Genomic DNA, 26340 nt, shown 5'->3' with positions numbered 1-26340 from the left:
CCCCGGCTACCGGGGCTTGCGGCGGAAGTCGTCGAGGTTGGCGTTGGCACCGGTGTCCGGGTCCACCACGACCTCCTGGCCCGCGGCGATGCCGTCGACCACCAGGTCCGCGTCCACCGGGGCGGTGCGCTTGACCAGGCCGAGGGCGATCGGGCCCAGCTCGTGGTGGCGGGCGGAGGTGCCCACCCGGCCGACCTTGCGCCCGCCCAGCTCGATGTCGCTGCCCAGCGCGGGCAGCCGCTCGGCGGTCCCGTCCAGGTGCAGCATCACCAGGCGGCGCGGCGGGCGGCCCAGGTTGTGCACCCGCGCCACCGTCTCCTGGCCCGGGTAGCAGCCCTTCTCCAGGTGCACCGCGGAGCCGATCCAGTTCATCTCGTGCGGGATGGAGCGCTCGTCCGAGTCCAGTCCGGGCCGGGCGCGGTGCGCGGCGATCCGGTGGGCCTCGTAGGGCCACATGCCCGCCGGACGGGACCCGGCCGCGGTGAGCTTCTCCGCGGTCGCCACCAGGCTCTCGGAGGGCACGAACAGGTCGATCTCGTCCCCGGCCTGCCGGCTCGGCACGTCCTCGACCGCACCCGCCACCCGCGAGCGCTCCGGGCCCAGCACCGTGAGCACGGAGTAGGAGTCGGAGAGATCCTGGACCTCCACCCGCAGCATGAACACCATGGAGTCCAGGAACTCCGCCAGTCCGGGGCCGCCGCCGGGCTCGGTGTGCACCCACGTCGCCTCGCCGTCGTCCACCAGGGACAGGTGGTGGCGCAGGTGCCCGCGGGTGTCCAGGACCAGTGCCTCGGTGGCCGTACCGGGGGTCAGGTCCCGGGTTAGCTGGCTGGTGATGTCGTTGAGCCAGCCCAGGCGGTCGGGCCCGCTCACCCGGACCACGCCCCGGTTGCTCCGGTCGACCCAGGCGCTGGAGCGCTCCATGGCGCGGGCTTCGTGCGAGGGGTCGCCGTAGTGCGCGGCGACGTCGGAGTCGGGGCTGTCGGCGCTCACGGCACCGGGTGTGGTCAGCAGCGGCGAAGTCATACCAGTGAGGTTATCCGGCCCGCGGAAGGCCTGGAGAGCACCCCTGTGACCTGGGGATTCAGATCACGAAAAAACATTTGCCCCACCCCCGCCACGGGACGTACCTTCGGAGGCACGCAGGAAAGGAGGTGGTCCGAGAAATGATTGACTCTAGGACTGGCGAGGTGGCCGTCCGCTAGGGCGACGCTGAGCATTCGCTCGACGTCGCTCGTGCGAATCCCTGACGGACACCCGAACCCCGGGCTGCCGGACCTTGTCCGACCGGCTCCGCGCGATGCGGAAGACAGCCCGGGGTTCGTCTCTGCCCTGAACGACTACTCGCTGTCAGAGTCTGACTGCTTGCCGTTGACCTTCTTTAGCTGCGCCGACATGTACGAGCGCAGGTCGTGGCCGCGCGCGGCCAGGTCCCAGGCGTAGCCCAGGGTGTCGCGGTTGTCACCGAACAGCCCGTAGAGGCGGTGCGAGGCCTGGACCTCCAGGCCGGTGATGGTGTGCATCACCGCGTTGGTGGCCATCTCCACCCGGTTCGCGAACACGTTGCCCAGGTAGGACTCGATGAAGCCCTCGTTGTGGGCGACCAGAACTTCCAGGTGGATGATGTTCTTGTCGTCGTCCTTGGCGTAGGTGGCGCTGTCCTCCTCGGACAGGGCGCGCCAGTAGCCGGACTCCTCCGTGATGAGCTCACCGAGCGTTCCGTCGGCCTTCATCCGCCAGGCCCTGCTCCGGTAGTCCAGATAGGGCGCACCGTCCCTGACGGTGAACTCGACCTCCTGTCCGAACTGGAGCTCTTCCTCGTCGGCGTAACCGGCGACGCCGACGCCCTCCCAGCGCCCGAACAGGAACGACAGTTTCTCCAGATCGGGGTGTACCTCAGCGTCCATAACCTCTGAGCCTAGCGGCGCCGCGGACATGACGGCGACGACCTGCCGGAGAGCGCCTTCCGTGCCACCGGGGAGCCTTGGACTGGACATGCCCAATTGGCCCCACTTTCCCGGAGAACTGGTAAAGATTGTCAGCAGACGCGGCGCGGCCACGGGGCTCACCGCCCGCCGTCGTCCTCGACCTCCGACGCGCTTACAAAGGGGCTGCCTGTGCTAATGGTGATCGGTGTGGCGCTGCTCGTCGTCGCGGTGGTCCTCCTGCCGCTGACCGCCATCGGAACGCGCCGCTGGCTGCGTCAGCGCGGGCTCGCCCAACTCCTCCCCAGCGCCCTGGCCGCCCGGCAGGGCCAGCGTGTCACGCTCACCGGTGTGGCCGCCCCCGGCCCCGCCGGGCCCATCGAGTCCGGTCTGGCCGGATCGGAGTGCGTGTGGCACGGCCACGAGGTGCTCCGCCACTACCGCCCGCTCGCCCGTGACCAGGCCGAGGGCTCGGTCAGTGAACGCGCCTGCGACTCCATCGCCGACTACGGTTCCGGCGACCTGTTCGGCCTGGTCGCCGAGGGGCGCCCCGGTGACGCCCAGCGCATCTATGTGGACCCCAAGGGCGCCGAACCCCGCGATCCCGAGCTCTGCCTCAAGCGCCTGGTCGGCCGACCCCAGCCGGGTGTGGCCGCGGCCGCCGACGACCTCCTGCCGCGCGTGCGCGGCCGGATCTCGGGCGTCTTCCGGGGCGAGACCATCGAGTTCGAGTACCGCGAGTGGATCATCCGCCCGGGCGCACGCCTGCGCGTGTCCGGAGAGCTCAGCATTCGGGACGGCCGGGTGGTGCTGGTCGCTCCGGAGGGTGGCTCGCTCGGCGTCGAGCACGGTGTGGCGGAACGCCCGGCCCGGGTATCGCCCCGCCGCCGGGAGGCTCTGCTACTCCTGGTCGCCTTCTCCGTCTGCGCGATCGCGGGGGCGGTCCTGACCGCCGTCGCGCTCTCAGTAGGCTGACCCCATGACTCGTTCCCTGGTGATCAAGGTCACCGCCGGTGAGGACTCCCCGGAGCGGTGCAACCAGGCCTTCACCGTCGCGGCGGCCGCGGTCGCCAGCGGGGTGGCCGTGTCCCTCTGGCTGACCGGGGAGTCCGCGTGGTTCGCGGTACCCGGCCGGGCCGAGGAGTTCGAACTCCCGCACGCGGCCCCGCTCCAAGACCTGCTGGCCGCCGTGCTCGCCGCGGGCCAGGTGACGGTCTGCACCCAGTGCGCCGCCCGCCGGGACCTCACCCAGGGGGACCTGATCGGGGGCGTGCGCATCGCGGGCGCGGCCACCTTCGTGGAGGAGACCCTCCACGACGGCGCCCAGGCCCTGGTCTACTGACCCGCCCCGCTCTTTCCGGCCCTTCGCCGACCCGGACATACCTTCGCCGCCCCCGGATACGACTGTGCCCGCGCCGACCAAGGCACGGGCACAGGGTTGCGGATGCGGGTTCGGCCTACTTCTTGCCCTGGTTGGCGACGGCCTCGATGGCAGCCTTGGCGGCCTCCGGGTCGAGGTAGGTGCCGCCCGGCTTGGTCGGCTTGAACTCGTCGTCCAGCTCGTACACCAGCGGGATGCCGGTGGGGATGTTCAGCCCGGCGATGTCGGCGTCGCTGATCCCGTCCAGATGCTTGACCAGGGCGCGCAGCGAGTTGCCGTGCGCGGCGACCAGGACGGTCTTGCCCGCGGCCAGATCCGGCACGATGTTGTCGTACCAGTACGGCAGGGCGCGGTCGAGGACGTCCTTGAGGCACTCGGTGCGCGGCAGCAGCTCCGGCGGGAGCAGGTCGTAGCGCGCCTCCCCGGCCTGGGAGTAGGGGTCGTCGTCGGCGATGGGCGGCGGGGGCGTGTCGTAGGAGCGGCGCCAGGTCATGAACTGGTCGTCGCCGTACTCCTCACGGGTCTGAGCCTTGTCCTTGCCCTGGAGGGCGCCGTAGTGGCGCTCGTTGAGGCGCCAGGAGCGCTCGACCGGCAGCCAGTGCAGGTCGGCGGCATCCAGCGCGAGGTTCGCGGTGCGGATCGCGCGCTTGAGCAGCGAGGTGTGCAGGATGTCCGGGGTCACCCCGGCGGCCTTCAGAAGTTCGCCGCCGCGGCGCGCCTCCTCCTCGCCCTGCGCGGACAGGTCCACGTCCACCCAGCCGGTGAAGAGGCCCTTCGCGTTCCAGACACTCTCACCGTGTCGAAGCAGTACCAGAGTTCCCATGGGGACCAGCCTAGCCAGCCCGCCCCGGTGATCGTTCCCCGGCAGGCCCCTACTCGCCCTACTGCTCGGTAGCGGGCTCGATCATGTCCTCGGTCACGTTCTCCCTGGCGCGCTCGGCCGGTGGGTCGGCCAGGTGGGCGAAGGCGTGCAGGTTGCGGGTGTCGTGGCCGCGGGAGGTCCGCCACTTCCACTCCTTGCGGATCGCCGTGGCGAACCCCAGTTCCAGCGCGGTGTTGAAGCCCTCGTCGGTGTAGGTGAGCACACAGCCCAGCAGCCGGTCCACCTCCGCCGGGGTCACCCCGCCCAGCGGCAGCCGGCCGCGGATGTACACGTCGCCGACGTCGTCGGAGACGAACGCCATCCCGTACATGTCCGAGCTACGCCGGGTCAGCCACTGGTAGAAACCGGCGTGGTTCTCGTCGGGCTGGCGGCAGAAGAACGAGGTCAGCGTGAGGCTGTGTGGACCCGCCTCCAGCCACACCATGGTCTTGAGCTTGGCGGTGCCGGGGAGTGTCACCAGGAACGAACCCTCACGCGGGCACTCGACCTCCAGCCCGGCCTCCGCCACGGCCTCGACGATAGCCCTGACGGCGCTCTCGCGCTCGGTTTCCGTTCCCACGTCCTCACCTCTCGTCACTTCGGTTCGGTCGGCCACTTCGACTCCGCTCACCGTGTTCGCTCCTGTTCGAGGTCACCTGCAGGCTGCCAGACTGAGCTCGCGCGGGGTGAGGGCGTCCCGGTACACGTCCAGCAGTTCGTCCACGGTCCGCGACCACCCCAGGGTGGCGGCGTGCCGGGGCGCCGCCTCGGCCAGCTTGGCACGCCAGGCCGGTTCGGTAATCATCCGGTGCAGTTCGGCGGCGTAGTGCCGGGGGTCGTGCCCGTCCACCAGGACCCCGGAGACCCCTGCCGACACCGCCGTGCTCAGCCCACCCACCCGGGCGGCCAGCACCGGGGTGCCGCAGGCCTGCGACTCCACGGCCACCAGTCCGAAGGACTCGGAGTAGGAGGGCACCACGGTCGCGGTCGCGGCCCGGTAGTAGTCGGCCAGGCGCTCGCGGTTCTGCGGCGGCTCCATCCGTACCACGTCGGCCACGCCCAGCGAACGCGCCAGGTCGGTGAGCAGCTGGGGCTCGCGCTTGCCGCCCCCGGACAGCCCGCCGACGATCCCGACCACCAGGCGCGAGCGCAGTGAGGGGTCGCGTTCGAGGAGTTCGGCCGCGGCGCGGATGAGCACGTCCGGGGCCTTGAGCCGCTGGACCCGGCCCACGAACAGCAGGAGTTCGGCGTCGCGGGGCAGCCCGATCCGGTCCAGGGCCGCGGCGCGCGAACCCGGGGTGAAGGTCTCCAGGTCCACGCCGGGCGGGATCGTGCTGATCTGCTCGTTGCGGGCGCCGTAGAAACCGGTGAGCTGGCGCGCCTCGTCGTCGGTGTTGGCGATGAGCCGGTCGGCCTGGCGGACCAGCTGGTCCTCACCGCGCACCCGCGCCTCGGGTTCGGGGGCGTCGCCCGTGGCCAGGGCGGCGTTCTTGACCCGCGCCATCGTGTGCATGGACTGCACCATGGGCACCCCCCAGCGGCGGGCGGCCACGACCCCCGCCTTGCCGGACAACCAGTAGTGGCCGTGCACGAGGTCGTAGTGGCCCGGCTCGCCCTGGGCCTCGGCGCGCAGCATGCCGAAGATGAACGGGCACAGGTGGTCGGCGAGGGTGTTCTTGTCCAGATGGCCGTAGGGCCCGGCGGGCACGTGCCGCACGTTCACCCCCGGCGCGAGCTCGACCACCGGGGGGAGGTCAGGGCTGGTCGCCCGGGTGAACACGTCCACGGCCACGTTGCGCTCGGCCATCCGGCGGGCCACCTCGACCACGTACACGTTGAGCCCGCCGGCGTCACCGGTGCCGGGCTGGTCCAGCGGGGAGGTGTGCAGACTGACGGTCGCGATCCTCGAAGGGGTCGAGGGAACCGTCGTCTGTTCTCCCATCGGTACGGGTCCGGCCACCGGTGGATCCTCCAGGTCGTGTGCGCAACATGTGTGCGAGCCGTAGTCGTCAACAGCGACGAAGGTACACACTGTTCCCCACCGGACCGTCCGAGGGGGCCGGGGTTGACCCGGCCGGGATCACGGTGTAGAAGCCCAACCGGCGACCAGGAAGTCCACGGTCTCGGGGAAGGTGCGCTTCCAGGTGGCCATGTCGTGCCCGCCGCGTGGCCGGATCGTGGCGACCGTCATACCGTGCTCAGTGAGCAGCTCGGAGAAGCGCTCGGCCTCGCCGTGGATGCTCCCGTGCTGGAGCGGGGTGTGGTCCTCGCGCCCCTCCACCAGCATGAACCGCAGGTCACGCACGTCCTCCGAGTCCAGGAGGCGGTCGGGGGAGTGCGGGCCAGTATCCTCGCCGAAGGTTCCGTGGGGGTCGTCCACGCGAAAGTACCCACCCCAGCTGGCCACCTGGGAGTAGAGGTCGGGGTTGCGCAGGGCCAGGGCGGCGGCGCCGTAACCGCCCATGGAGAAACCGCCGATCGCGCGCAGCGACCGCGGCCGCGGGTACTCGCCTTCGACCGCGGCCACGGTGGCGCCGGTGACGAAGCTCTCCAGCGCGAACCGGCCGTCGTGGGCGTCGCCCCACTCCGTGGTGGCCCCGCCGCTCTCCTGCCCGTGCGGGGCGGCGATGACGAACTCGACCCCCGTACGGCACATCTGCTGGTCCAGGCGGGCACCCACGTCCGCGTCCATGAGGGTGCGGTGGGTGGAGGCGGAACCGTGCAGTAGGTAGAGGACGGGCAGATCGGCGCTGTCCGGGCCGGGCGGGCGGCGGATCCACAGGGCGCGCCCCTCCTCCTCGGGTGCGCCGGGGTCCGACAGCGTGACGACCTCGTCGCGGCCGGGCTCAGCGCAGACCGCGACCTGCCCGGGGTGGGGGATGGGCGCGGGGGTGGAGCCCGCTTCGGGCGGAAGGGCCATGTGGCCGTGGGCCAGTTCCGGTGCGGGCGCGGTCAGGTGGTGCCCGAACCGCTCCGCCAGACCCTCCTGCGGCGTGGTGGCCAGGGTCGCGGCGATCAGGGCGACGGCACAGGAGGAGACGAGCACGGCGGCGCGTCGGGGGAACGAGACGAACACGTCGAAGACCTCGGTGTCGGGGGCAACCGGGAACCGCGCACCACGCGGTCACGTACAGTAACCCACTGTAGTCGAGTGTGCTCTTTGCGTGTGGAATTTGCGACGTACCTTCGTCAGGCCCCGCCCTTCGGGGTTCTCTTCTCCCCGAACTTCTCCGGCTCCTCCTTCAGACCGCCACCGGGTGCCGCAGCCGCAGCGGGTCCGGGTAGGGGCGCAGGTAGGTCTGGTTGCTGGCCCAGGCCACGTCCTCCGCGGAGCAGTGGTGCCGCAGCAGGGCCACCGGCAGGCTGAGCGGGGCCTGGCCCTCCCGGTACTCCTCGATCCCGGCCAGCAGGTCGTGCCTGCGTGTGTCGTCCAGCATCGGGCTGATCATGCCGAAGACGTGCTGGAGCACGTTGGCGTGCTTGCCCCGGCTGGTCTTGACCGCCAGGGCCCGGTGGAAGGCCTCCGCGTACACGGATGCGATCTCCTCGGGGGAGTCGGTGCCGGCCCGCGCCACGATCCGCCCGGTCTCCCGGTAACCGTCCGGGGAGTGGGCCATCAGCTGGAGCTTGTGCCGGGTGTGGAACTCCACGAGGTCGCGCGGGCGCCACTCCGACTCCAGTAGGGCACGCAGCCGGGAGTGCGCGAACACCCGCTCCACGAAGTGCTCGCGCAGCACCGCGTCGGACAGGCGTCCCTGCTCTTCCACCGGAAGGTGGGGGAGCAGAGCGGTGAGCCGGGCGGCGAAGGCGCCCCGGCCCGTCCCGCGCAGCCGGTCGCCGTTGTCGTTGAACACCGGCAGCGCGTAGAGACCGCAGCTCGGCGACTTGTTCTTGAGCACGTAGCCGTCCAGACGGCGTAGCTCCCGCAGGTGCCGGTCGGCGACCCCGGCTAGGTCGTCCGTATGGTCGGTGCCGTCCTTGCTGGAGATCACCCGGTCCGCGCTCCAGGCCTGCCCGCTTTCCGCCTCCGGGCCGTCAGCCTCCGGCTCCGGGCGGTCCTGGAGGCGCAGGGTCGGGCGCGGCACGCCCAGCCCGATCTCCGCCTCCGGGCAGACCGGTAGCCAGTCCACGTGCCGGTCCAGCTCGTCGGTGAGGAACTTGTACCGTGAGTGCCCGCCGTTGTAGCGCACGGGCGCGCCGATCAGGCAGCTGGAGACCCCGACGACGGGGCGCAGGGGTGGGTTCTGAACCGGGTTCATGATGGGGCCCTACCCGGTCTGACATCGGGCAATCGTCAGCACACAGGCAGTAGTGTGATGGTCCCGCAAAGTGAAGGAGTTCTGTTGGGCACCCCCGTTCTCGTCCTCCTCACCCAGGACCTGCGCCTGCACGACCACCCCGCGCTGACCGCGGCCCTCCGCGGCCCCGGGCCGGTGGTCCCGCTCTTCGTCCTCGAACCCGCACTCCTGCGCCGCGCTGCGCGCAACCGCCGCGCCTACCTGGGCGAGGCCCTGGCCGACCTGCGCTCAGCCCTGCGCGCACGCGGCGGCGACCTCGTCCTGCGCCGGGGCGACACGGACGCCGAGGTCCTCGCTCTGGCTCGGGAGACCGGGGCCCGCACCGTTCACCTGAGCTCGGGTGTGAGCTGGTTCGCTGCCCGTCGGGAGGAGGCACTGCGCGCCACCGGCCTGGAGGTGCGCACCCACCCCGGGCTGACCGTGGTCCCGCCGGGCGGGGTCACCCCGGCCAGCGGCGACCACTACAAGGTCTTCACCCCCTACTGGCGGTCCTGGGAGTCGGCCGCCTGGCGCGAGGTACTGCCCGCGCCCGAACACCTGGACCTGCCCGACGGCCTCGACCCGGGGGAGCTCCCCGACCTGGCGGACGGCACGGAAGGAGTGGGCGTCCTCGCTCCGGACCGCGTCCGCGGCGGCCAGGCCCTGGCCCGCGAACGCCTGCGCTCCTGGCTCGACCTCGGCCTGGCCGACTACGGGGACCGGCACGACGACCTTCCCGGAGCCGCCACCTCCGGGCTCTCCGCGGACCTGCGCTTCGGCTGCCTGTCCCCGCTGGAGGTCGCCACCGCCGCCCGTGACCTGCCCGGCGGTTCCGAGTACGTGCGCCAGCTCGCCTGGCGCGACTTCCACCACCAGGTCACCGCCGCCTTCCCGGCCATCAACATCCGCGACTACCGGCCCCGGGACCGTGAGTGGCGCACCGATCCCGAGGCCCTCGCCGCCTGGAAGGAGGGCCGCACCGGGGTGCCGATCGTGGATGCCGGCATGCGGCAGCTGCTCCGGGAGGGCTTCATGCACAACCGCACCCGCATGATCACCGCCGCTTTCCTCACCAAGACATTGCTCGTGCACTGGCGGGAGGGCGCCGCGCACTTCGACGCGCACCTGACCGACGGCGACGTCGCCAACGAGTACGGAAACTGGCAGTGGACCGCCGGGACCGGCAACGACACCCGGCCCAACCGCGCGTTCAACCCCTCCCGGCAGGCCAAGCGCTTCGATCCCGACGGTGTGTACGTGCGGCGCCACGTCCCCGAACTCGCGGGGCTGGCCGGTGCGCTCGCCCACACCCCGTGGCTGGAGGGATTCGGTGAAGGGGTGGAGGGCTACCCGAAGCCGATCGCCGACCCCGGCAAATAGCGCGGGGTCGGTCGGACCGCCTCGGACCTGCGGCCGTGCGGTGCGGGGAGACCAGGGGCGGGTCAGCCGTTGTAGTAACCGCAGTTCGGGCAGGTGCGCACCCCGGCGTTGAGGTACTCACCGCATCTCTCACACTGGCCCACGATGGGCTTGTCGTGCTTGGGGGACATGGCGGGGATCGGCGCGGGGAACGGGGAACGGAACCGGGTGAGGTGGGGAACGGGCGTCAAGGTCAACCTTCCGTTTCGGCGAGCCCGTCGATGATGTCGTCCAGGACCAGGGCGCGGTCCGCGGTCGACATCAGACGCAGTTCCCGGAGTGCGGGGACGGTGTCCACCCCGTTGCCCCCGGAGCCCGTCACCGTGCACACGCGCATGCAGTGCTGGGTCGGGGGCCGCCAGAAATCCCGTTCGTGGATGGGGGCGATGCGGTACACCGTGGCCGGGTACTGGGAGGGCCGACTCGGCGAGTGCCACTGCTGGACGCGGGACAGGACGAAACCCGTGATCAGGGAGTCGAAGACACCGCCCGACGCGAGGTCGGACAGGGCGTCCTCATCGCCCTCGGAGCGGCAGGCGTCGCACCCGGCGAGCTCCGCGCGCAGCAGCCAACGGGCGCGCGCGTGACTCACCTCGGGGTTCTTGAGCTTGCTCGGATGCCGGTGTCCCATGGGACGGAGCGTACGACGGACCGCGGCGCCGCGGTAGGCGGGGGCGGCCAACCGCGCCCTTTCGGCAGGCCGGCGGATCAGGTGGTGTCGAAAGCCCGCCGGAACGCGGCCAGCGCGGCCTCGTCGAACAGCACCAGGTCCACCCGGGCCACCCTGACCTCGGCAGTGGGCAGCGCCCGCGCGGCGATCCGCGCTGCGTCGTCCAGCGGCCACCGGTAGACCCCGGTGGAGATCGCCGGGAAGGCGACCGACTCCGCGCCCAACTCGTCCGCGACCCGCAGCGACTCGGTGAAGCACGAGGCCAGCACCGCCGACCGGTCCTCGGCCTCGCTGTACACCGGGCCGACGGTGTGGACCACCCAACGGGCGGGTAGTTTCCCCGCAGTGGTCGCCACCGCCTGCCCGGCGGGCAAACCGCCCCCATAGTGGGAGGCGCGCAGCTTGCGGCATTCCTCCAGAATCGCCTTTCCGCCCTTGCGGTGGATGGCGCCGTCCACCCCGCCGCCGCCCAGCAGGGAGCTGTTGGCGGCGTTGACGATCGCGTCCGCGCGATGCCCGGTGATGTCTCCCTGGAACAGCTGGATCCGCATCCGGTCGGCCATGTGCACCCCTTCGGTCTGCTCGTGCTCCTCGTGTGCCTTCCCGCGAACGGAGCGCCCCACCCCTACCCGTGGCGGGGGAGAAGGGTCACTCCGGCTTGACGCGCCCACCCGGAACTCCGGACCTTCGGCCCCTGTCCGAAGGGCCTCAAAGCCCTTCCCCGTAAGTCATCCTGAATTAACGCGGGGGTGCCACGGCCAGTAGTACTACTGGCCGTAGACTTGAGTTCATGAATCGGCTTGGCGAACTTGAACGAGCGGTGATGGATGTACTGTGGGCACGCAACGAACCAATGACGGTTCGCGAGGTCGGCAAAGCACTCGCCGAGCGGGACCTGGCACACACGACCGTCATGACCGTGCTCGACCGACTGGCCAAGAAGAAGGTCGTCGACCGAGCACGTGAGGGTCGTGCGTGGCGGTACCGTCCGGCAGCCAGCCGTGAGAACTACGTGTCGGAGCTGATGTTCGACGCGCTGGGTCAGACGGTGGACCGTGACGCGGCCCTGGCCGCCTTCGTCCAATCCATGGACGGCCAGGAGGCTGAAGCGCTCCGGCGCGCACTCGCGGAAATCGAGCAGCCAAGGAACTAGTCCGTATGGTCAGTGCCGCCCTCCTCACCATCGTCGCGATCAGCTGCCTCGTCGCCATGGAAGCACTCCATCGGGCGAAGTGGCCCTCCCGCGGCCCCTACACGGCGGTCATCGCCTGGCAGGCGCTTGGCCTGGCCTGGGGCGTGTCCACCATCGGAGCGCTGCTGGCCTACGGCCTGTCCTCCTACGAACTCGGCGCCGCCGGCGGCCTGATGGCCGCCGCGTCGGACCTGATCACCGGTGAGTTCATCCTCGCCGAGTTCTCCCAGGGGATCGAGGGAGTCAGCCACCTCGCCGCCGTCGCGCTGGCGATCATCCTGACCCTCGTGCTCTTCTCCGGGCTCGTCGCCTCCTTCGTGCAGGTGGTCCGGGTCCGCAGGCGCCACCACGACCTGCTCGAACTGGTGGCCAGCGAACACCCCGACGTCCCCGGCGCCCGCGTCGTCGACCACCCGGCCGCCGCCGCCTACTGCCTGCCCGGCGTACTGCGCTCGCAGGTGGTGATCAGCGCCGGTGCGCTCGAGGTGCTGGACAACCGTGAACTCGCCGCGGTGCTCGCCCACGAGCACGCCCACCTGCGTCAGCGCCACGACCTCGTGCTGCTGCCTTTCTCCTCGCTCAAGCGGGCCTTCCCCCGCGTGCGGCTGGTGCGGACCTACTACGAGAGCGTCGCGCTGCTCATCGAGATGTGCGCCGACGACCAGGCCCTCCGCAAGAGCTCCTCGCGTGAGCTGGCCATGGCCCTGCTCCGCTTCGGTGCCGCCGGTCCCGCCCCGGTGCCCGCCGGCGCGATGGCCGCGGTGCCCACCGCCGAGCCCGGCGTCATGCGCAGGGTCAACCGGCTCCTGCGCCCGGACGACGAACTCCCTTACCACGCGGGCGCCGTCATCATGGGTGCCTCGGCCTTCCTGCTGGCCACCGTGACGTGTCTGTGGCACATTCCCATCTGAGCCCGTTGTGATGTCAGCCTCGACGGGGCACGATTTTCACGTGTCGTCCGTTTAACGTGGAGAGCGGGCGGAACCCCGTTCGGACGCGTGTGGCGACTGGAGTGAGTCTTGTTCTACTGGATCTGGCAGCTGATCTACCTCGTGACCTTCGTGGCCAGCCTGTACGCGTTCATTGAGGCGCTGAGGACACCGGAGCAGGCCTTCGTGGTCATGGACAAGCAGACCAAGAAGCTGTGGGTGATCCTCACCGGTGTCGCGACGGGCCTCTCGCTGCTCGCGGTGCTGAGCGGCACCGGCATGTTCGTCATCCTGGGCCTGGTCGCCACCCTCATCTTCCTGCTGGACGTGCGCCCCGCCGTGAAGGGTGTGGGCGGTAGCAACCAGAACAACGGCCCCTACGGCCCCTGGTAGTACCGGGCCCGGTCTGATCCCCGAGCCCCTCTGATCGAGCTCGCCTGATCCCCGGTCGGCGCCACCCCGGTCCTTCGGGGGCGGCACCGGCCACCGCACGCGGCCCGGCCCGCACTCAGTTGCTTCGGGGGTAGGGCCGCGGCGGCAGGGACCGCCCGGCCGGTCCGGGCTCCGTCGGCCCGGCGGCCTCCCGCGGTTCCGGAGGCAGCACCTCCGACAGCGCCTGCGCGTAGGCCGGGTCGCTCGTGTAGTAGGAGTGCCCGAGGATCTCGGGGCGCCTGGCCTCCCCGGGCGGGGCGTCGTACGAACGCGGATCGGGCAGCGGCTCGGCCTGTGCCACGGCCTCCTCGCTCCGATCCCGTCCCTCGTCCGCACCACCCGCCTCGGAACCCCGCCTGCGGACCGGGCCCGCGATGGCGTCGGTGACCCGCCACAGGTTGCGCCAGGCCGACACCCGCCCGTTCAGGTCACCGAACGCGGCCGGACCGAAGTAGGCCGGGAAGTACCGCGCGTACAGCCGGTCCAGCGGCGAACCGTGTGTGATCAGCGAGATCCGGCCCCGACAGTCCCGGGGCAGCTGCCACACGGTCGCGGCGGCCAGCACCGACCCCTGCGAGTGGCCGGACAGCACCACGTCGGTGCCCTCGCGGGCCATCCGCGCCACTCGCGCGGTCAGCTGCGGCACCGCGCGCTCGGCGTACGACGGCGGGGCCAGCGGGTGCGCGACCCGCGGCCAGAAGGTCCCCACGTCCCAGACAGCGCCCACCGCCTGCCGGGTCGGCCGGTCCCGGTAGGCGCTCCGGCCGATCCATGCCAGGGCCACCAGGCCCGCCCCGCCGATGATCGAACCCACGCCCACCAGCGCGTCCAGCCCACCCTGCGCCACGCCCTGGAACTCCCCGGCCATGAGCGCCGGGGCGTCCACCGGACCGGCGACCAGGTTGCCGGTGAGGATCGAGTACAGCGCCAGCCCCACCAGGGGGATCACCGGCAGCAGCAGCGCCGCCAGCACCTTGGGCAGGACCTCGGTCAGCTGCCCCACGGCCCTGGCCTTGGCGATGTCCCAGGTCCTGCGGTCCCGCACGCTCCGCGAGTACAGCGAGGTCACCTCGGGCAGCTGCGCCCGTACCGCCCCGCGCAGCCGCAGGGCCAGCACCGCCATCACGCCCAGCACGATCACCGCCTCGAAGGCGAACGCCAGCTGCAGCCACGAGTAGGCGGTGGGCGGCGACAGGGCCAGGCAGTCCGCCTCGGGCGCGTTCACCGAACCGCAGCCGCTCAGCCACAGCGCCCCCTGGTAGACCAGCGCCGCCGAGAACCCGCCGCCCAGCAGTGTGCCCAGCGCGGCCGTGGCCGGTCCGGCCAGTCCGCGCATCGCGGTGCGCTCGTGCGGTCGGTCCACCGCGAACAGCACCAGCGCCGCCAGCAGCAGCATCAGGACCAGCGCGCCCTGCACGGCGAAGAGCGTGTTCAGCAGGGTCCCGCTGCCGGGCAGCCGCCCCTGGGCCACCCATCCGGGCCGCGGCCACACCGTGTACACGGCCACGACCACCACCACGAAGAGCATGGTGTCCCGCAGGATGCGGCAGAACCGGTCGGCCCGCGCGTTCCACCGGGGATCCCTCCCCGGCACCAGCACGCTCGCGGTGCTCGCCGCCGCCACGGTCGCCAACACGGCCGCCAGCCCCGCCCCGAACCACCAGGCCGCGGGCCCGGTCGGCGCCGCCCCGCCCCGCACCGACAGGTCGTGCAGGAACGCGGGGAGCAGCAGCAGCGCCGCGACGGTGCCCACCGCCATCGCGATGTGCGCCGATCTCAGCCGCGCCATGATCTCGCTGTTGCGCCAAAAGTCCGGATGGCTCAACGGGGCGTCCTCGGCGTACTCCGGCGGCACAGGACCGGTCACCACCTCGTAGTCGGCCGCCGTTCTCCGGGACAGCCGCCACAGCACCAGGACGACGGCCGCGGGCAGCACCGCCCCGAGCAGCAGCCCCCACCCCGGAACGGACAGCGGCGAGGACGCCGAGGCCAGGAAGGCCAGCCACGGGCGCGCTTGGACGCATTCCTGGCCCATCCCGCCGCACTGCCAGCCCACCAGGTCCATCCCCACCCCGGCCGCGGCCAGGGTGATGAGCACGGTCAGGGACAGCGCCAGCAGCCGCACCCCGGCCCCGTAAGCGATGCTGGCGCCCCGGCGCAGGCCGGTCTGCTCCCGGTCCATCCGCCCCGGCCGCATCCAGTACGCCACGTTGAGCAGCATGAACGGCAGCAGCAGGAGCCAGAACGCCCGCGAGGCGCTGCCCGAGGTCAGGTTGCCCCAGGCGAAGATCTCCCGCCGCACCCCGGGCACGCTCTGGGTGTCAGGCTCGCGCCGCCACCGGAAGAAACCGGCGAGCCGGTCGCCGCCCACGCGCATGGCGGGCTCCACGTCCAGGAGCTCCTCGGCCTGACCGCCGCTCACCCCATGCACGCGCAGCTCCACGCAGTTGCGGGCAGGGGCGGCGGAGGGCTTCTCAGTGGGGCTGAGGGAGAGGGCCCGAGGGGCGGAGGGCTGGTGCTCCGGCTCGCGAGAGCCGGGGGAATCGGGGGTATCCGGCATGTCAGCATCCTGCCACGCGCAGTGGCGATGAAACACGGCTCAGCCGCCCCTGTGGACAACTCGGGGAACTCGAACGCTTCCCGACCGTGGCCCGGGCCCGTTACTTCACTAGGTCCCCGTCGTCCACGTCCCACGTGTTGCAGGCGCCCGCCGACTGCTCGTCCCAGCCGGCCCGCGTCCACCACACGCTGTTGTCCGCGGAACCGTGCGTGCGCTCCTCGTCGGGGCCGTCGGCGCGGTCCGCGGTGGCCGAGGCGTCGTCCAGCAGCACCTCCAGGTCCCCCGAATCCAAGGGGTAGCTCACCCGGACCGATCCCAGGAAAGCGCCCGCCAGGCAGTTGGCCTGGAGCTCGCTGCGGCGCGTCCACGCGTTGCGGCCCACGTCGTCCTCCTCCAGCTGGCGCTGCTCGTGGTAGTACTCCAGGAGCCCGGACTCGCCCTGCACGTGGTGGCCGTACTCGTGGGCGAGCAGGGAAGCGTAGACCACGCTGTCCTCGGAGCTGTTCCACTTCTCCACCACATCCGAGGTGCCGATGTAGATGGCGCTGCTCGCCCGGCAGTAGAACGCCCCGGCGGGGGAGGGGTAAGCACGGCAGGGGCTCACACCAGGCTCGCTCCAGAACACCCGGTTCGGCGGCGCGAAGGGGATGCCCGCCCGGTCGAACTGGGTCTTCCACGCGTCGTCCAGGCAGTCCGCGACCAGGTGTAGGAACTGCCCCATGGAGTCGGGGTCCTCGACGTCCAGCTCCGGCACCGGGCACGGCAGCGGGCTCAGCCGACCGGTGTCGTACAGCGGGTTGGAGACCAGCGCGATGTGCCCGGTGGGTCGGTCGGGCAGGGCGCGGCCGGGTAGTCCCAGCTGCCCGGAGGGCGTGTCCTCGACGGGGTGCTCCTGTCCGGGTTTCTCGTCCCCTGTGCCGTCGGCCCGTCCGGACACCGTGTCCGTGTCCGAGCCGCCCTCTTGGACGGTGGTCCAGGAGAGCAGGGACAGCGCCAGCAGGACCACCAGGAGGCCGCACACCACGCTGAAGACCCGTCGGTTGGTCCGGTGCGCCCTGCGGGAGTGGGCCAGCCGTGAGGCCGCGTCCGCCCCGCCGAAGCCGAGGTCACCGCTCACCGCACCAGCTCCTCGCGGGCTTCCCAGGTGTTGCAGGCGGCCGGGTCCACACGGTCCATGCCGTGCGCGGTCCACAGACGACCGTTCTCCACCGACCCGTGCGTGCTCGTGCCCGCGTGGTCGGAGCGGCGCCCGACGGAGTCGAGGATATTGGTCCGCTCGGACTCCCCGTAACCGAGGGACTCCCCAGCGGCACCGATGAACACTCCGCCCAGGCAGTCGGCCTGGAGCTCGTTGCGCCGGGTCAGCTCGTCTGCGGTCTCCTCGTCGGCGTTGGCCCGCAGCGCGTGGAACTCGGCCAGGATCCGGGACTGCCCCTGCACGTGGTGCCCGTATTCGTGGCTGAGCAGGAACGTGTACGCCTCGGCCTCCTCGCTTCCCGCCGATGCCGCGACGATGTCTTCCACGCCCAGGTAGAGGCCCTGGTTGGCCTGGCAGTAGAAGGCCGCCGTGCCCTGAGTGGGGAAGGGCCCGCAGGGGCTGTGCCCCTCCGCGTACCAGTAGATGCGGTTGGGTGAGGTGAAGGGGATGCCCGCCTCCGCGAAGTAGGCCGCCCAGGCCGCGTCCAGGCAGTCGGCGATGGCGTGCACGAACACCTCCACCGACTTCGGGTCCCCGGTGTCCATCTTCGGCGGCTTGCAGGTGACCTCGCCCAGCTCACCGTTGGCGTAGAGCGGGTTCTGCCCGAACGGGTCCTGGATCGGCACCGGGTCGGCGGCCGGTGCCTCGGCGACGTCCGCGATCAGCACCTGGTCGGGGCCCGGCCCGAGCGGCTCACCCAGGGCCGCTTCGGCCGACGGCAGCATCGCCGAGATCGACAGGAACCCGGTGAACCCGACCGCGGCCAACCCCGTGCCCAGCGATAAGGAGACGCCCAGCCCCATGCGTTGGAGGAAACCGGGCTGGTCCGCCCATGGGTCCGCCCCCGGACCCGACCGCCGGCCCCTCACCACGGAACCCGGCCCCGGCGCGCGCGGTGGCCGCTCAGGCCGGTGGAAACAGTGTCGGGCAGGCCGGCGGGCCGACCGGTGGACCGGCCGTCCGGCCGCATGGCTGGCCGGCGCACGACGCCGCTGGGGGCGCCCGATGGACACGGTCCGCGCACGGACCGGATAGGCTCTCGCGTCATGTGGTGGGTCGGCTCCTGGCGCCCGGCCGTCGCGTTGGCGACGGCCCTGCTCGTGTTCTCCTCGCTGGTCGCGGTGTCCGCCGTGGCGTGGCCGAGAGGAGAGGCGCACGCGGCGACGGCGGCCGCACCGGCAACCACAGTACCGGGGCAGGAACCGGCGGTCATCGCCCACCGTTCCGCCACGGACCCGGTCATCACCAACGACATCCGCCTCGATCTGGACCAACTGGGCATCCTCCACGGTGAGGAGACCATCCGCTTCGAGGGAGCCGCCCCGGAGAGCTTCACACGGGCTCTCACGGCCACGATGCTCTATGACACCGACCACGACCGCCGCTTCGAGATCAACGGGGTCTCCGCGGTCAGCTCTGACGGTGCCACCCTCCCGCTCGAGACCGAGGAGACCGACGGCGCCCTCCTGGTGCGCATCCCCACCGAGGGCACCCGCGGGGTGAAGCTCAGCTACCGGGTCAGCGGCACTGTCAGCGAGGTGGCCCAGGGCATCCAGCTCGAGTGGCGGGCCGTGGGCGCCTACAGCCACACCGTCCGCAGCACCGACGTCACCGTCACCGCCCCGCTGCCGCCCGAGGCGCTGTCCTGCCTGGCTGGAGAGCCCCGCAGCGCCATGTACTGCACCGCCTCGGACATGGGCGGGGACGCGGTCGTCGCGCACTTCCTCCAGGCCGACATGACCCCCAGCGACCGGCTGGACATCGTCGTCAACTACCCGCCCGGCACCGCCGAGGGCGAACCCATCCTCACCCGCCGCTGGTCACTGGCCTCGGCCTTCCAGATCACCCCGGCCACCGCCAGCGTGTTCGGCCTCCTGCTGCTGGTCCTGGTGGGCGGGCTGATCGCGCTGATCCGGGTCCGCGGCCGCGACGAGCGCGCGCTGCGCAAGGAGGCGTCCGAGGGCGACCACGCTCCAGTGGCTCCAGGGGAGCACGGCCGGGTGCGCTTCGCCCCGCCCGACGACGTCCACCCCGGCCAGATCGGCACACTCGTCAACGAGACGGTCGACATCACCGATCTGAGCGGCGCGGTCCTGGACCTGGCCGTGCGCGGCCACATCCGGGTCGAGGAGCTCCCGCACGAACACTTCACCTCGGTGGACTGGCGGCTGGTCCGCCTGGAGGGCCCTCCGGGGGAGACCCTGCTCGGTTACGAATGGCTTCTGCTGGACGCCCTCTTCGGGGAGAAGCGCACCGTGCGCCTGTCCGAGATCGGTTCCCCGCACCACTGCGCGGACTTCCCGGCCCGCATCGACCGCGTGCGCGAGGAGCTGTACCGGGACATGGTCCGGCTCAAGTGGTTCTCCCGCTCGCCCAACCGGGAGCGCGGTACCTGGACCGTCGTCGGCATGGGGCTCACCGTCTCCGGGGTGGTCCTGACCGGTGCGCTCGCGGTGTTCACCACCGCGGCCTTCACCGGCCTGGCCGTGATCATCGCCGGGGCGGCCGTCACCGCCGGGGCCCAGTACATGCCCGCCAAGACCAAGCTCGGCAGCTCCGTCTACGCGCACACCATGGGCTTCCGCGACTACCTGCTCAGCCAGCGCGCCCAGAGCGCCCCACCCGGTCAGCGGGTGGAGCTGTACTCGCGCTACCTGCCCTACGCCGTGATCTTCGATGACGTCGACCGCTGGGCCAACATCCTGGCCGCCGCCGCGATCGCCGACCTCAGCCCCGAGGAGCTCACCGGTGACGGACTCGCCTGGTACACGGGGCCGAGCGAATGGCGGATCGAGGACTTCTCGGACTCCATCAGCACGTTCGTGGTCACGCTCACCGGCCTGATCACCAACACCCGCCGGGTGCGCCTGCTCAACCAGCTGCAACGATCGAGGTAGTACCGCCCCCGGCCCAGTGCGGAAAGCGGGGGCGGAAGACTTCGATGATCAAGGGGGAACCCATGCGCGCTGTCGTGCAGCGGGTGTCGCACGCTTCGGTGACGGTGGACGGCGAGGTGGTCGGCGAGATCACCCGGCCCGGCCTGATGGCCCTGGTGGGGGTGACCCACACCGACACCGAGGAGGAGGCCCGCAAGGTCGCCCGCAAGCTGTGGACGCTGCGCATCCTGGAGGACGAGAAGTCCTGCTCGGACATCAACGCCCCCCTCCTGGTGGTCAGCCAGTTCACGCTCTACGGCGACGCCCGCAAGGGCCGCCGCCCCACCTGGCAGGCGGCTGCCCCCCGACCGGTCGCCGAACCACTGGTGGACGCGGTCGTCAAGGAACTACGCGACCAGGGCGCGGAGGTGGCCACCGGGGTGTTCGGCGCTCAGATGTCCGTCGGCCTGACCAATGAGGGCCCCTTCACCGTCATCGTCGAGGTCTGATCCGGGCTGGGAAGGCCTTCAGGTCCCATCCCGGGTCACTCGGGCCAGGACGTGGTCGGGGGCGGGGAGGTCGTGGATCAGCGCCGGGTCGGTCACCGGGGGGTCGAACACCATCCGGACCGGCTGCACACCCGCCCAGATCGGGGTGGGGTGGTCCGACTCCTCGTCGTTGGGCGGGCCGGTGCGGACCTTCACCGACGCCTCCGTCAGGGACAGCGCCAGTACCCGGGTGGCCGCCATCTCCTTGGCGTTCGGCGGGCGGACCACATCCCACTGGCCCGGAGCGAGCTGCTCGGTGATCGCGCGCAGCCCGTCCCAGCGCTCCTGCTCGTCGGTGACCACGCGCGGGGTTCCGAACACCATCGCGGATCGGTGGTTCATCGAGTGGTGGAAGCCCGAGCGGGCCATCACGATCCCGTCCAGCAGGGTCACCGTCACGCACACCTCGGCCTCCGCCCGCAGCGAGCGCGCGCCGGTCGAACCGTGCAGGTAGAGGGTGTCGCCGATCCGTCCGTAGCCGGTGGGCAGTACTCGGGGTGAGCCGTCCACGACCACGCCGAGGTGGCAGACCAGCCCTTCGTCGAGGAGGTCGTACAGCTCGTTGCGGTCGGTTCTGGCCTTGGCCTTGCCACGGTTGAGCCGTGTGCGTTCTGTGGTGGAGAGCATGCGTCTACCGTAGGAAGAAGTGGACATCAAAACCATGGCCATTTCTGGCAGGAAGTGAAAGACCACTTTGCCTCGACGCCCCGACCGCCTCGCCGAACCGCCCGTACGCCTCGACCGCTCCGCCTCCACCCCACTCACCGCCCAGCTGTCCGACGCGCTGCGGGAGGCCATGTCCACCGGAACCCTGCGCGCCGGTGAACGGCTGCCCTCCAGCCGCAGCCTGGCCACCCAGCTCGGGGTGAGCCGCACCGTGGTCACCGACGCCTACCAGCAGCTCTACGCCGAGGGCTGGCTCGACGGCCGCCACGGATCGGGCACCTTCGTCACCGAACACGAACCCCTGCCGGGGTCGGGGACACCACGGGATCCGGTGGCGCCACGAGGCACAGGGGCCGGGGCTGTGTGGGAACGTCCCTCGCGCGCGCAGCTCCGCCGCTCCGGGACGGTCGACCTCCGCCCCGGAGCACCCTGGGTCCACGACCACGACCGCGCCGCTCTGCGCCGGGCTTGGCGGCACGCCGCCGAACACCCACCCTCGGACGACCCCGACCCCCGGGGCCTGCCCCGGCTGCGCGCCCTGCTCGCCGAACATCTGCGCCGCACCCGGGGCGTGCGGGTGGGACCCGAGAACATCCTGGTTACCCGGGGCACTGGCAACGGCCTCGACCTGGTCGGCGCCATGGTTCGACCCACGGCCGGCCCCGGCGTCCGGGCGGGGGTGGAGGACCCCGGCTACGGCAAGGCCCGCACCATCCTGGCCGCGCGCGGAGCCGAGATCGTCCCCTGCCCCGTGGACGGCGACGGCATCCGCCCCGAGGACCTGCCCGACGACCTCTCCCTCGTCTACACCACGCCCGCCCACCAGTACCCGCTGGGCGGACGCCTGCCTCTGCCCCGCCGCGAACGCCTGCTGGCCTGGGCCCGTCGGACCGGTGCCGTGGTGGTGGAGGACGACTACGACGCCGAGTTCCGCTACGACGTCGCGCCCCTGCCCGCCCTGTACGGGCTCGACCCCGGCCGGGTCGTTTTGCTCGGCACCCTCTCCAAGACCCTCGACCCCGACCTCGGCATCGGCTGGATTGTCGCCGAACCCGATCTGATGCACCGCATCGTCGACATCCGGGCCGGCCTGTCCGACCGCACCAGCGGCCCCGTCCAGGCCGCCACGGCCCTGCTGCTCGAACGCGGGGACCTGGACCGGCACCTGCGCCGGATGCGACTGGAGTACGCGCGCCGCCGTGCCCTGCTCGTGGAACACCTCGGCCCCCGGCTCAGCGGGGACACGGCCGGACTGCACGTGCTGCTGTCCCTGCCCGAGGCGGCGGTGGCTCCGGTGATCGCGGCGGCGGCCGAGGAGGGGGTTCTGGTGGAGGACACCAGCCGCACCAGCCACGGGGCGCCGAGGGTGCACGGGCTGGTCATCGGCTACGGGTCAGCGGACCGCACGGAGCTCCGGCGCGCCTGCGGGGTCCTGGCCCGGGCGGTGCAACGGCACACCGGAGAGTGAGCCGGGCGGCGGTCGGAGCGGCGCGTGGGACGGCCGGAAAAGAGGGGGAGAAGCGACCGGAAGAAGAGTCAGCCGGAAGAGGGGGAGAAGCGACCGGAAGAAGAGTCAGCCGGAAGAGGGGGAGAGGCAGCCGGAAGAGGGAGACAGCCGGAGAACACGGCGTCCCGGGTGCGGCGCGGCCGCCACCCGGGACACGGGAGGTGTCGACTCGTCGGACCCCCGAGGGGAGCCGGGAGCAGAAGGGGAAGAGAGGGGAAAGAGGGGAATCCGAAGGGGGATCTCCCGTGCCCTGCTTCCTCCCCTACTCCACCTCGACGGTGACGGGCTCGAACTTGTAGCCCAGACCGCGCACCGTGACGATGTAGCGCGGGTTGCCCGGGTCCTCCTCGATCTTCGCGCGCAGCCGCTTGACGTGCACGTCGAGGGTCTTGGTGTCACCGACGTAGTCGGCGCCCCACACCCGGTCGATGAGCTGCATCCGGGTGAGCACCCGTCCGGCGTTGCGCAGGAGCACCTCCAGCAGCTCGAACTCCTTCAGTGGGAGCTGGACGTTGTCGCCGCGTACCGTCACCACGTGCCGCTCCACGTCCATCCGGACGGGACCGGCCTCCAGCGCGGCGGGCAGCACGACCTCGTCCTCGCCCCGGCGGCGCAGCACCGCGCGGATGCGCGCCACCAGCTCGCGGGAGGAGAACGGCTTGGTCACGTAGTCGTCGGCGCCCAGCTCCAGACCGACGACCTTGTCGATCTCGGAGTCCTTGGCGGTCAGCATGATGACGGGGACGTTGGACTTCTGCCGCAGCGTCCGGCACACCTCGGTGCCCGACAGCCCCGGCAGCATCAGGTCCAGCAGTACGAGGTCGGCGCCGGTCCGGTCGAAGGTCTCCAGAGCGACGGTCCCGGTGGGGGCCACCGCGACCTCGAAGCCCTCCTTGCGCAGCATGTAAGACAGGGCGTCGCTGTAGGACTCTTCGTCCTCTACTACGAGTACGCGCGTCACTGTGCCGTCTCCTGGTGGTTGTCGTTCCGGGTCGCGTCGAGCTCCCGGCTCTCGGGTCTGGGCAGACGAAGAGTGAACGTCGACCCCGACCCCTCCTTGCTCCACACGGTCACTTCTCCACGGTGGTGGGTCATGATGTGTTTGACGATGGCCAGGCCGAGACCGGTACCACCGGTGGCCCGGCTCCGAGCGGCGTCCACACGGTAGAACCGCTCGAAGATCCTTTCCAGGTCCTGCTGGGGGATGCCGATCCCCTGGTCCGCGACACTGATGTCCACGCTGGTCCGGGAGATCCCGACGGACACCGCGACCCTCGTGTTCTTCGGACTGTAGGCGACGGCGTTGGCGATGAGGTTGCGCAGGGCGGTTCCCAGCATCGCCTCGTCGCCCAGGACCGTCAGCCCCTCGGCACCGCTGCCCACCAGCTCGATCCCCTTGGCGTCCGCGGGCATGCGCACCGTGTCGATCGCCTCCTCGACGACCGAGCCGAGGTCCACCGGGGCGGGTTCGGCGATGGGTTCGGCGCCCTGGATACGGGAGAGCGTGATGAGGTCCTGGATGACCGCCGTGAGCCGGGCGGCCTCGGTCTGCATGCGCCCGGTGAACCGGCGCACGGCTTCGGGGTCGTCGCTGGCGTCCTGTACGGTCTCCGCCAACAGGGACAGCGCACCCACCGGGGTCTTGAGCTCGTGCGAGATGTTGGCCACGAAGTCGCGGCGGACCGCCTCCACCCGCCGGTGCTCGGTCTGGTCCTCGGCCAGCACTAGCACCAGGCCGGTACCGCCCAGCGGGGCCACCCGCACCGCGAAGGACGTGGCGTCGGGGCCGAACTTGCGGACGGCCACCTCGATGTCGGTCTCACGGATCACTCCGTCACGCCGGACCTTGCGGGCCAGAGTGAGGAGTTCGCCGATGACCAGTTCCTCTCCCCGCACGATCCCGAAGGCCCGGGCGGCGGAGGAGGCGCGCAGCACCCTGTCACCGGAGTCCAGGACCACGGCGGAGGAGGGGAGCGCGGACAGCACCTCGGCGATCCCGGGCGGGAGGGTGTTGCCGTCATGTCGAGGCGACTGCGGCTCCTCGTCCGGGGTTCGCGAACGGAAGAGAGGGCTGGCGACGAGTACGCCGATGACGACGCCCACGACGAGCCCGATGATGCCGACAACGGCGGCGAGAAGTTCCCCTTGCACGATTCGATCGTAAACGTGCGGACTGGGGCTTTACCCGGTCAGGGCACGCGACACAACCGAGGTTCTTCCATCGTTCACCAATTCTTGGCCGATTCTTCAAACACAGACTGGGAGCATTGACGCCATGCGCGATACCTACCATGACGACCTTGACAGCCTGAGCGACCGCCTCGTCGAGATGACCAGGCTCGCCAGGCACGCCGTCGCGCGTGCCACCACCGCCCTGCTGGACAGCGACCTGAACGCGGCCCAGGAGGTGATCTCGGGTGACGAAGCACTCAACCGTCTCGACCAGGAGATCGAGGACACCGCCTTCAGCCTGATGGCCCGGCAGCAGCCGGTCGCCTCGGACCTGCGGACCATCATCACGTCCCTGGCGATGCGCGGAGATCTCGAACGGATGGGCGACCACGCCGTTCACCTGGCCAAGATCGCCCGGCGCCGCCACCCGGACTCGGCGATCCCCAAGCCGGTGCGCTCCATCGTCCTGGAGATGGGTCACCAGGCGGAGCTGCTGGTCACCAAGGCTGGCGAGGTGATCGTCGAGCGGGACCCCGACACCGCCCTGGAACTGGACGAGGACGACGACAAGATGGACCGGCTGCGGCGCAAGCTGCTGCAGCGCATCCTCGCCCCGGGGTGGGAGTACGGGGTGGAGGCCACCATGGACGTGACCCTGGTCGGACGGTTCTACGAACGCTTCGGTGACCACGCGGTGCACGTCGCGGACAACCTGGTCTACATGGTGACCGGTGAGAAGCGTGAGGACTACGAGCCCGAGGCCTGAATGACGGGCGGGTGACGTCCGAGGCTGATGCGCTCGGCCCCGGGTGCCGGAGCTGCCGGCACCCGGGGTTCGAACGCATCGTGTGGTCGGGTTTGCTGGCCCTGAGGTCCACCCGGAGACCCACTCGCGGAACCGCTGGAGATCCGGACGGGTCATGGGCGGGTCAACCCGATCCGAAATCGTGACCTATATCGCTATGGCTGCTCGCGGAGCGTGTCCGAGCGGGGGAGAACCCTATCCCGAACCGGGCTCGGTTGGGGTCGCACTTCGGCTGGCCAGTGGGGGTGGAAGGCTTCCGAAGCCGCCCTGGCCAGCTGTCCAGTACTCCTCGGGTACACTTTGTCAAGCCCTAAAAAGTGTGGCCTGACCTGCGTGTTCGCAAACCTAATAGGTACGTTAAGTCACAGATTCGTGGTATCCTTGTGGTAGCGGAAGGGGTACCTGTCACATGACTTTCAAGGTCGGCGACACTGTTGTCTACCCCCATCATGGGGCTGCTCGTATTGAAGCGATCGAGACTCGCACCATTAAGGGCGAGGACAGAACCTACCTCGTTTTGAGGGTTGACAAGGGCGATCTGACGGTGCGCGTGCCGGCTGCGAACGCCGAGGATGTCGGCGTTCGTGACGTGGTGGGGCAGGAGGGCCTGGACAAGGTCTTCGAGGTGCTGCGCGCGCCTCACACCGAAGAGCCCACCAACTGGTCCAGGCGCTACAAGGCGAACCTGGAGAAGTTGGCGTCCGGCGACGTCAACAAGGTTGCCGAGGTGGTTCGGGACCTGTGGCGCCGGGACAAGGAGCGCGGTCTGTCGGCGGGCGAGAAGAGGATGCTGGCCAAGGCTCGGCAGATTCTCGTCAGCGAACTCGCACTCGCGGAAAAGACCAACGAGGACAAGGCCGAAGCCCTCCTCGATGAGGTTCTGACGAGCTGATAGTCGCGGAATCACGTAATTCATGACGA

Annotated in this window: 27 protein-coding genes; 11 read left to right on the top strand and 16 right to left on the bottom strand. The window is 70.9% G+C overall.

Annotated elements, in window-relative coordinates:
- Positions 1-6: 6 nt before the first annotated feature.
- Together ygfZ and D457_RS0114200 are read right to left on the bottom strand one after the other, a co-directional pair.
- On the bottom strand, positions 7-1026 hold the full coding sequence (gene ygfZ / locus D457_RS0114205; RefSeq protein WP_017581335.1) for a CAF17-like 4Fe-4S cluster assembly/insertion protein YgfZ: 1020 nt from the start codon (positions 1024-1026) through the stop codon (positions 7-9).
- A 314-nt stretch (positions 1027-1340) separates the two neighbouring features.
- Positions 1341-1907: a nitrobindin family protein gene (locus D457_RS0114200; RefSeq protein WP_017581334.1), complete on the bottom strand. Its 567-nt coding sequence runs from the start codon at positions 1905-1907 to the stop codon at positions 1341-1343.
- A gap of 216 nt (positions 1908-2123) precedes the next feature.
- Between D457_RS0114200 and D457_RS0114195 the strand changes: the two genes are divergently transcribed.
- Together D457_RS0114195 and D457_RS0114190 are read left to right on the top strand one after the other, a co-directional pair.
- Positions 2124-2900, top strand: coding sequence for a hypothetical protein (locus D457_RS0114195; protein WP_017581333.1), 777 nt, complete (start codon positions 2124-2126; stop codon positions 2898-2900).
- Positions 2901-2904: 4 nt separating this feature from the next.
- Positions 2905-3267 (top strand): DsrE family protein, encoded by a 363-nt coding sequence (locus D457_RS0114190; RefSeq protein ID WP_017581332.1) that lies wholly within the window; start codon positions 2905-2907, stop codon positions 3265-3267.
- A 115-nt stretch (positions 3268-3382) separates the two neighbouring features.
- Here D457_RS0114190 and D457_RS0114185 read toward each other — a convergent pair whose 3' ends face one another.
- The 5 genes from D457_RS0114185 to D457_RS0114165 form a co-directional block, all read right to left on the bottom strand.
- The gene (locus D457_RS0114185; protein ID WP_017581331.1) at positions 3383-4129 is read right to left on the bottom strand and encodes a phosphoglyceromutase; all 747 of its coding nucleotides are present in this window, start codon (positions 4127-4129) and stop codon (positions 3383-3385) included.
- 58 nt (positions 4130-4187) lie between these two features.
- Complete coding sequence (locus tag D457_RS32550) at positions 4188-4748, bottom strand: type III secretion system chaperone family protein (RefSeq protein WP_051072936.1); 561 nt, start codon at positions 4746-4748, stop codon at positions 4188-4190.
- Between the two features lie 72 nt (positions 4749-4820).
- Positions 4821-6110, bottom strand: coding sequence for a D-inositol-3-phosphate glycosyltransferase (gene mshA, locus D457_RS0114175; protein WP_017581329.1), 1290 nt, complete (start codon positions 6108-6110; stop codon positions 4821-4823).
- A 138-nt stretch (positions 6111-6248) separates the two neighbouring features.
- Positions 6249-7244 carry an alpha/beta hydrolase gene (locus D457_RS0114170; protein WP_017581328.1) on the bottom strand — a complete coding sequence of 332 codons (996 nt, stop codon included), beginning with the start codon at positions 7242-7244 and terminating at the stop codon, positions 6249-6251.
- Positions 7245-7410: 166 nt separating this feature from the next.
- Positions 7411-8427 (bottom strand): YbgA family protein, encoded by a 1017-nt coding sequence (locus tag D457_RS0114165; protein ID WP_017581327.1) that lies wholly within the window; start codon positions 8425-8427, stop codon positions 7411-7413.
- Between the two features lie 84 nt (positions 8428-8511).
- Here D457_RS0114165 and D457_RS0114160 point away from each other — a divergent pair, with 84 nt between their 5' ends.
- Positions 8512-9825 (top strand): cryptochrome/photolyase family protein, encoded by a 1314-nt coding sequence (locus tag D457_RS0114160; RefSeq protein ID WP_017581326.1) that lies wholly within the window; start codon positions 8512-8514, stop codon positions 9823-9825.
- A 62-nt stretch (positions 9826-9887) separates the two neighbouring features.
- Here D457_RS0114160 and D457_RS37810 read toward each other — a convergent pair whose 3' ends face one another.
- From D457_RS37810 to D457_RS0114145, 3 genes are all read right to left on the bottom strand, one after another.
- Entirely contained in the window at positions 9888-9995 is a 108-nt protein-coding gene (locus tag D457_RS37810; protein WP_394297045.1) for a zinc-ribbon domain-containing protein, read from the bottom strand.
- Between the two features lie 62 nt (positions 9996-10057).
- Positions 10058-10495 (bottom strand): hypothetical protein, encoded by a 438-nt coding sequence (locus D457_RS0114150; protein ID WP_026116643.1) that lies wholly within the window; start codon positions 10493-10495, stop codon positions 10058-10060.
- A 77-nt stretch (positions 10496-10572) separates the two neighbouring features.
- A complete protein-coding gene (locus D457_RS0114145) occupies positions 10573-11097 on the bottom strand; it encodes an O-acetyl-ADP-ribose deacetylase (RefSeq protein ID WP_026116642.1) in 525 nt (174 codons plus the stop codon).
- Between the two features lie 227 nt (positions 11098-11324).
- Between D457_RS0114145 and D457_RS0114140 the strand changes: the two genes are divergently transcribed.
- The 3 genes from D457_RS0114140 (at position 11325) to D457_RS0114130 (ending at position 13048) form a co-directional block, all read left to right on the top strand.
- Positions 11325-11687 carry a BlaI/MecI/CopY family transcriptional regulator gene (locus D457_RS0114140; protein WP_083926756.1) on the top strand — a complete coding sequence of 121 codons (363 nt, stop codon included), beginning with the start codon at positions 11325-11327 and terminating at the stop codon, positions 11685-11687.
- A gap of 5 nt (positions 11688-11692) precedes the next feature.
- Positions 11693-12637 carry a M56 family metallopeptidase gene (locus tag D457_RS0114135; protein WP_017581321.1) on the top strand — a complete coding sequence of 315 codons (945 nt, stop codon included), beginning with the start codon at positions 11693-11695 and terminating at the stop codon, positions 12635-12637.
- 108 nt (positions 12638-12745) lie between these two features.
- Complete coding sequence (locus D457_RS0114130) at positions 12746-13048, top strand: DUF2516 family protein (RefSeq protein WP_017581320.1); 303 nt, start codon at positions 12746-12748, stop codon at positions 13046-13048.
- A 115-nt stretch (positions 13049-13163) separates the two neighbouring features.
- Here the strand turns inward: D457_RS0114130 and D457_RS0114125 are convergent, their stop codons facing one another.
- From D457_RS0114125 to D457_RS0114115, 3 genes are all read right to left on the bottom strand, one after another.
- Positions 13164-15647, bottom strand: coding sequence for a hypothetical protein (locus D457_RS0114125; protein ID WP_026116641.1), 2484 nt, complete (start codon positions 15645-15647; stop codon positions 13164-13166).
- Positions 15648-15747: 100 nt separating this feature from the next.
- The gene (locus D457_RS0114120; RefSeq protein ID WP_017581318.1) at positions 15748-16764 is read right to left on the bottom strand and encodes a neutral zinc metallopeptidase; all 1017 of its coding nucleotides are present in this window, start codon (positions 16762-16764) and stop codon (positions 15748-15750) included.
- Positions 16761-17648 (bottom strand): neutral zinc metallopeptidase, encoded by an 888-nt coding sequence (locus D457_RS0114115; RefSeq protein WP_017581317.1) that lies wholly within the window; start codon positions 17646-17648, stop codon positions 16761-16763. The genes D457_RS0114120 and D457_RS0114115 overlap by 4 nt, the downstream gene beginning before the upstream one ends.
- 243 nt (positions 17649-17891) lie before the next feature.
- On the opposite strand from D457_RS0114115, the gene D457_RS0114110 reads away from it, so the two are divergent.
- Positions 17892-19742, top strand: a complete 1851-nt coding sequence (locus D457_RS0114110; RefSeq protein ID WP_017581316.1) for a DUF2207 domain-containing protein — start codon at positions 17892-17894, stop codon at positions 19740-19742.
- 62 nt (positions 19743-19804) lie between these two features.
- A complete protein-coding gene (gene dtd / locus D457_RS0114105) occupies positions 19805-20230 on the top strand; it encodes a D-aminoacyl-tRNA deacylase (protein WP_026116639.1) in 426 nt (141 codons plus the stop codon).
- Positions 20231-20248: 18 nt separating this feature from the next.
- On the opposite strand, the gene D457_RS0114100 is transcribed toward dtd, so the two are convergent.
- Positions 20249-20896, bottom strand: a complete 648-nt coding sequence (locus D457_RS0114100; RefSeq protein ID WP_017581314.1) for a pyridoxamine 5'-phosphate oxidase family protein — start codon at positions 20894-20896, stop codon at positions 20249-20251.
- Between the two features lie 67 nt (positions 20897-20963).
- Between D457_RS0114100 and pdxR the strand changes: the two genes are divergently transcribed.
- Positions 20964-22403 (top strand): MocR-like pyridoxine biosynthesis transcription factor PdxR, encoded by a 1440-nt coding sequence (pdxR, locus tag D457_RS0114095; RefSeq protein WP_017581313.1) that lies wholly within the window; start codon positions 20964-20966, stop codon positions 22401-22403.
- Between the two features lie 301 nt (positions 22404-22704).
- Here the strand turns inward: pdxR and D457_RS0114090 are convergent, their stop codons facing one another.
- Complete coding sequence (locus tag D457_RS0114090) at positions 22705-23403, bottom strand: response regulator transcription factor (RefSeq protein ID WP_017581312.1); 699 nt, start codon at positions 23401-23403, stop codon at positions 22705-22707.
- Entirely contained in the window at positions 23400-24593 is a 1194-nt protein-coding gene (locus tag D457_RS0114085; RefSeq protein WP_017581311.1) for a sensor histidine kinase, read from the bottom strand. The genes D457_RS0114090 and D457_RS0114085 overlap by 4 nt, the downstream gene beginning before the upstream one ends.
- A gap of 124 nt (positions 24594-24717) precedes the next feature.
- On the opposite strand from D457_RS0114085, the gene phoU reads away from it, so the two are divergent.
- Complete coding sequence (gene phoU, locus D457_RS0114080; RefSeq protein ID WP_017581310.1) at positions 24718-25380, top strand: phosphate signaling complex protein PhoU; 663 nt, start codon at positions 24718-24720, stop codon at positions 25378-25380.
- A 448-nt stretch (positions 25381-25828) separates the two neighbouring features.
- Positions 25829-26311, top strand: a complete 483-nt coding sequence (locus D457_RS0114075) for a CarD family transcriptional regulator (RefSeq protein WP_026116638.1) — start codon at positions 25829-25831, stop codon at positions 26309-26311.
- The last annotated feature ends 29 nt before the right edge of the window (positions 26312-26340 follow it).

The sequence above is a fragment of the Nocardiopsis valliformis DSM 45023 genome (genome assembly GCF_000340985.1).
GTDB lineage: Bacteria > Actinomycetota > Actinomycetes > Streptosporangiales > Streptosporangiaceae > Nocardiopsis > Nocardiopsis exhalans.
The sequence above is the reverse complement of the archived record's forward strand: the minus strand, read 5'-3'. Positions and strand labels throughout refer to the sequence as shown.

Excerpts from the sequence above, each read along its gene's own strand:
- D457_RS0114140 (WP_083926756.1), top strand. The coding sequence starts at position 11,325 with ATGAATCGGCTTGGCGAACTTGAACGAGCGGTGATGGATGTACTGTGG.
- D457_RS0114075 (WP_026116638.1), top strand. The coding sequence starts at position 25,829 with ATGACTTTCAAGGTCGGCGACACTGTTGTCTACCCCCATCATGGGGCT.
- D457_RS0114165 (WP_017581327.1), bottom strand. The coding sequence starts at position 8,427 with ATGAACCCGGTTCAGAACCCACCCCTGCGCCCCGTCGTCGGGGTCTCC.
- D457_RS0114100 (WP_017581314.1), bottom strand. The coding sequence starts at position 20,896 with ATGCTCTCCACCACAGAACGCACACGGCTCAACCGTGGCAAGGCCAAG.
- phoU (WP_017581310.1), top strand. The coding sequence starts at position 24,718 with ATGCGCGATACCTACCATGACGACCTTGACAGCCTGAGCGACCGCCTC.
- dtd (WP_026116639.1), top strand. The coding sequence starts at position 19,805 with ATGCGCGCTGTCGTGCAGCGGGTGTCGCACGCTTCGGTGACGGTGGAC.
- D457_RS0114150 (WP_026116643.1), bottom strand. The coding sequence starts at position 10,495 with ATGGGACACCGGCATCCGAGCAAGCTCAAGAACCCCGAGGTGAGTCAC.
- mshA (WP_017581329.1), bottom strand. The coding sequence starts at position 6,110 with ATGGGAGAACAGACGACGGTTCCCTCGACCCCTTCGAGGATCGCGACC.
- D457_RS0114115 (WP_017581317.1), bottom strand. The coding sequence starts at position 17,648 with ATGGGGCTGGGCGTCTCCTTATCGCTGGGCACGGGGTTGGCCGCGGTC.
- D457_RS37810 (WP_394297045.1), bottom strand. The coding sequence starts at position 9,995 with ATGTCCCCCAAGCACGACAAGCCCATCGTGGGCCAGTGTGAGAGATGC.
- D457_RS0114195 (WP_017581333.1), top strand. The coding sequence starts at position 2,124 with ATGGTGATCGGTGTGGCGCTGCTCGTCGTCGCGGTGGTCCTCCTGCCG.
- D457_RS0114135 (WP_017581321.1), top strand. The coding sequence starts at position 11,693 with ATGGTCAGTGCCGCCCTCCTCACCATCGTCGCGATCAGCTGCCTCGTC.
- D457_RS0114125 (WP_026116641.1), bottom strand. The coding sequence starts at position 15,647 with ATGCCGGATACCCCCGATTCCCCCGGCTCTCGCGAGCCGGAGCACCAG.
- D457_RS0114110 (WP_017581316.1), top strand. The coding sequence starts at position 17,892 with ATGTGGTGGGTCGGCTCCTGGCGCCCGGCCGTCGCGTTGGCGACGGCC.
- D457_RS0114145 (WP_026116642.1), bottom strand. The coding sequence starts at position 11,097 with ATGGCCGACCGGATGCGGATCCAGCTGTTCCAGGGAGACATCACCGGG.
- D457_RS0114200 (WP_017581334.1), bottom strand. The coding sequence starts at position 1,907 with ATGGACGCTGAGGTACACCCCGATCTGGAGAAACTGTCGTTCCTGTTC.
- D457_RS0114185 (WP_017581331.1), bottom strand. The coding sequence starts at position 4,129 with ATGGGAACTCTGGTACTGCTTCGACACGGTGAGAGTGTCTGGAACGCG.
- ygfZ (WP_017581335.1), bottom strand. The coding sequence starts at position 1,026 with ATGACTTCGCCGCTGCTGACCACACCCGGTGCCGTGAGCGCCGACAGC.
- D457_RS0114190 (WP_017581332.1), top strand. The coding sequence starts at position 2,905 with ATGACTCGTTCCCTGGTGATCAAGGTCACCGCCGGTGAGGACTCCCCG.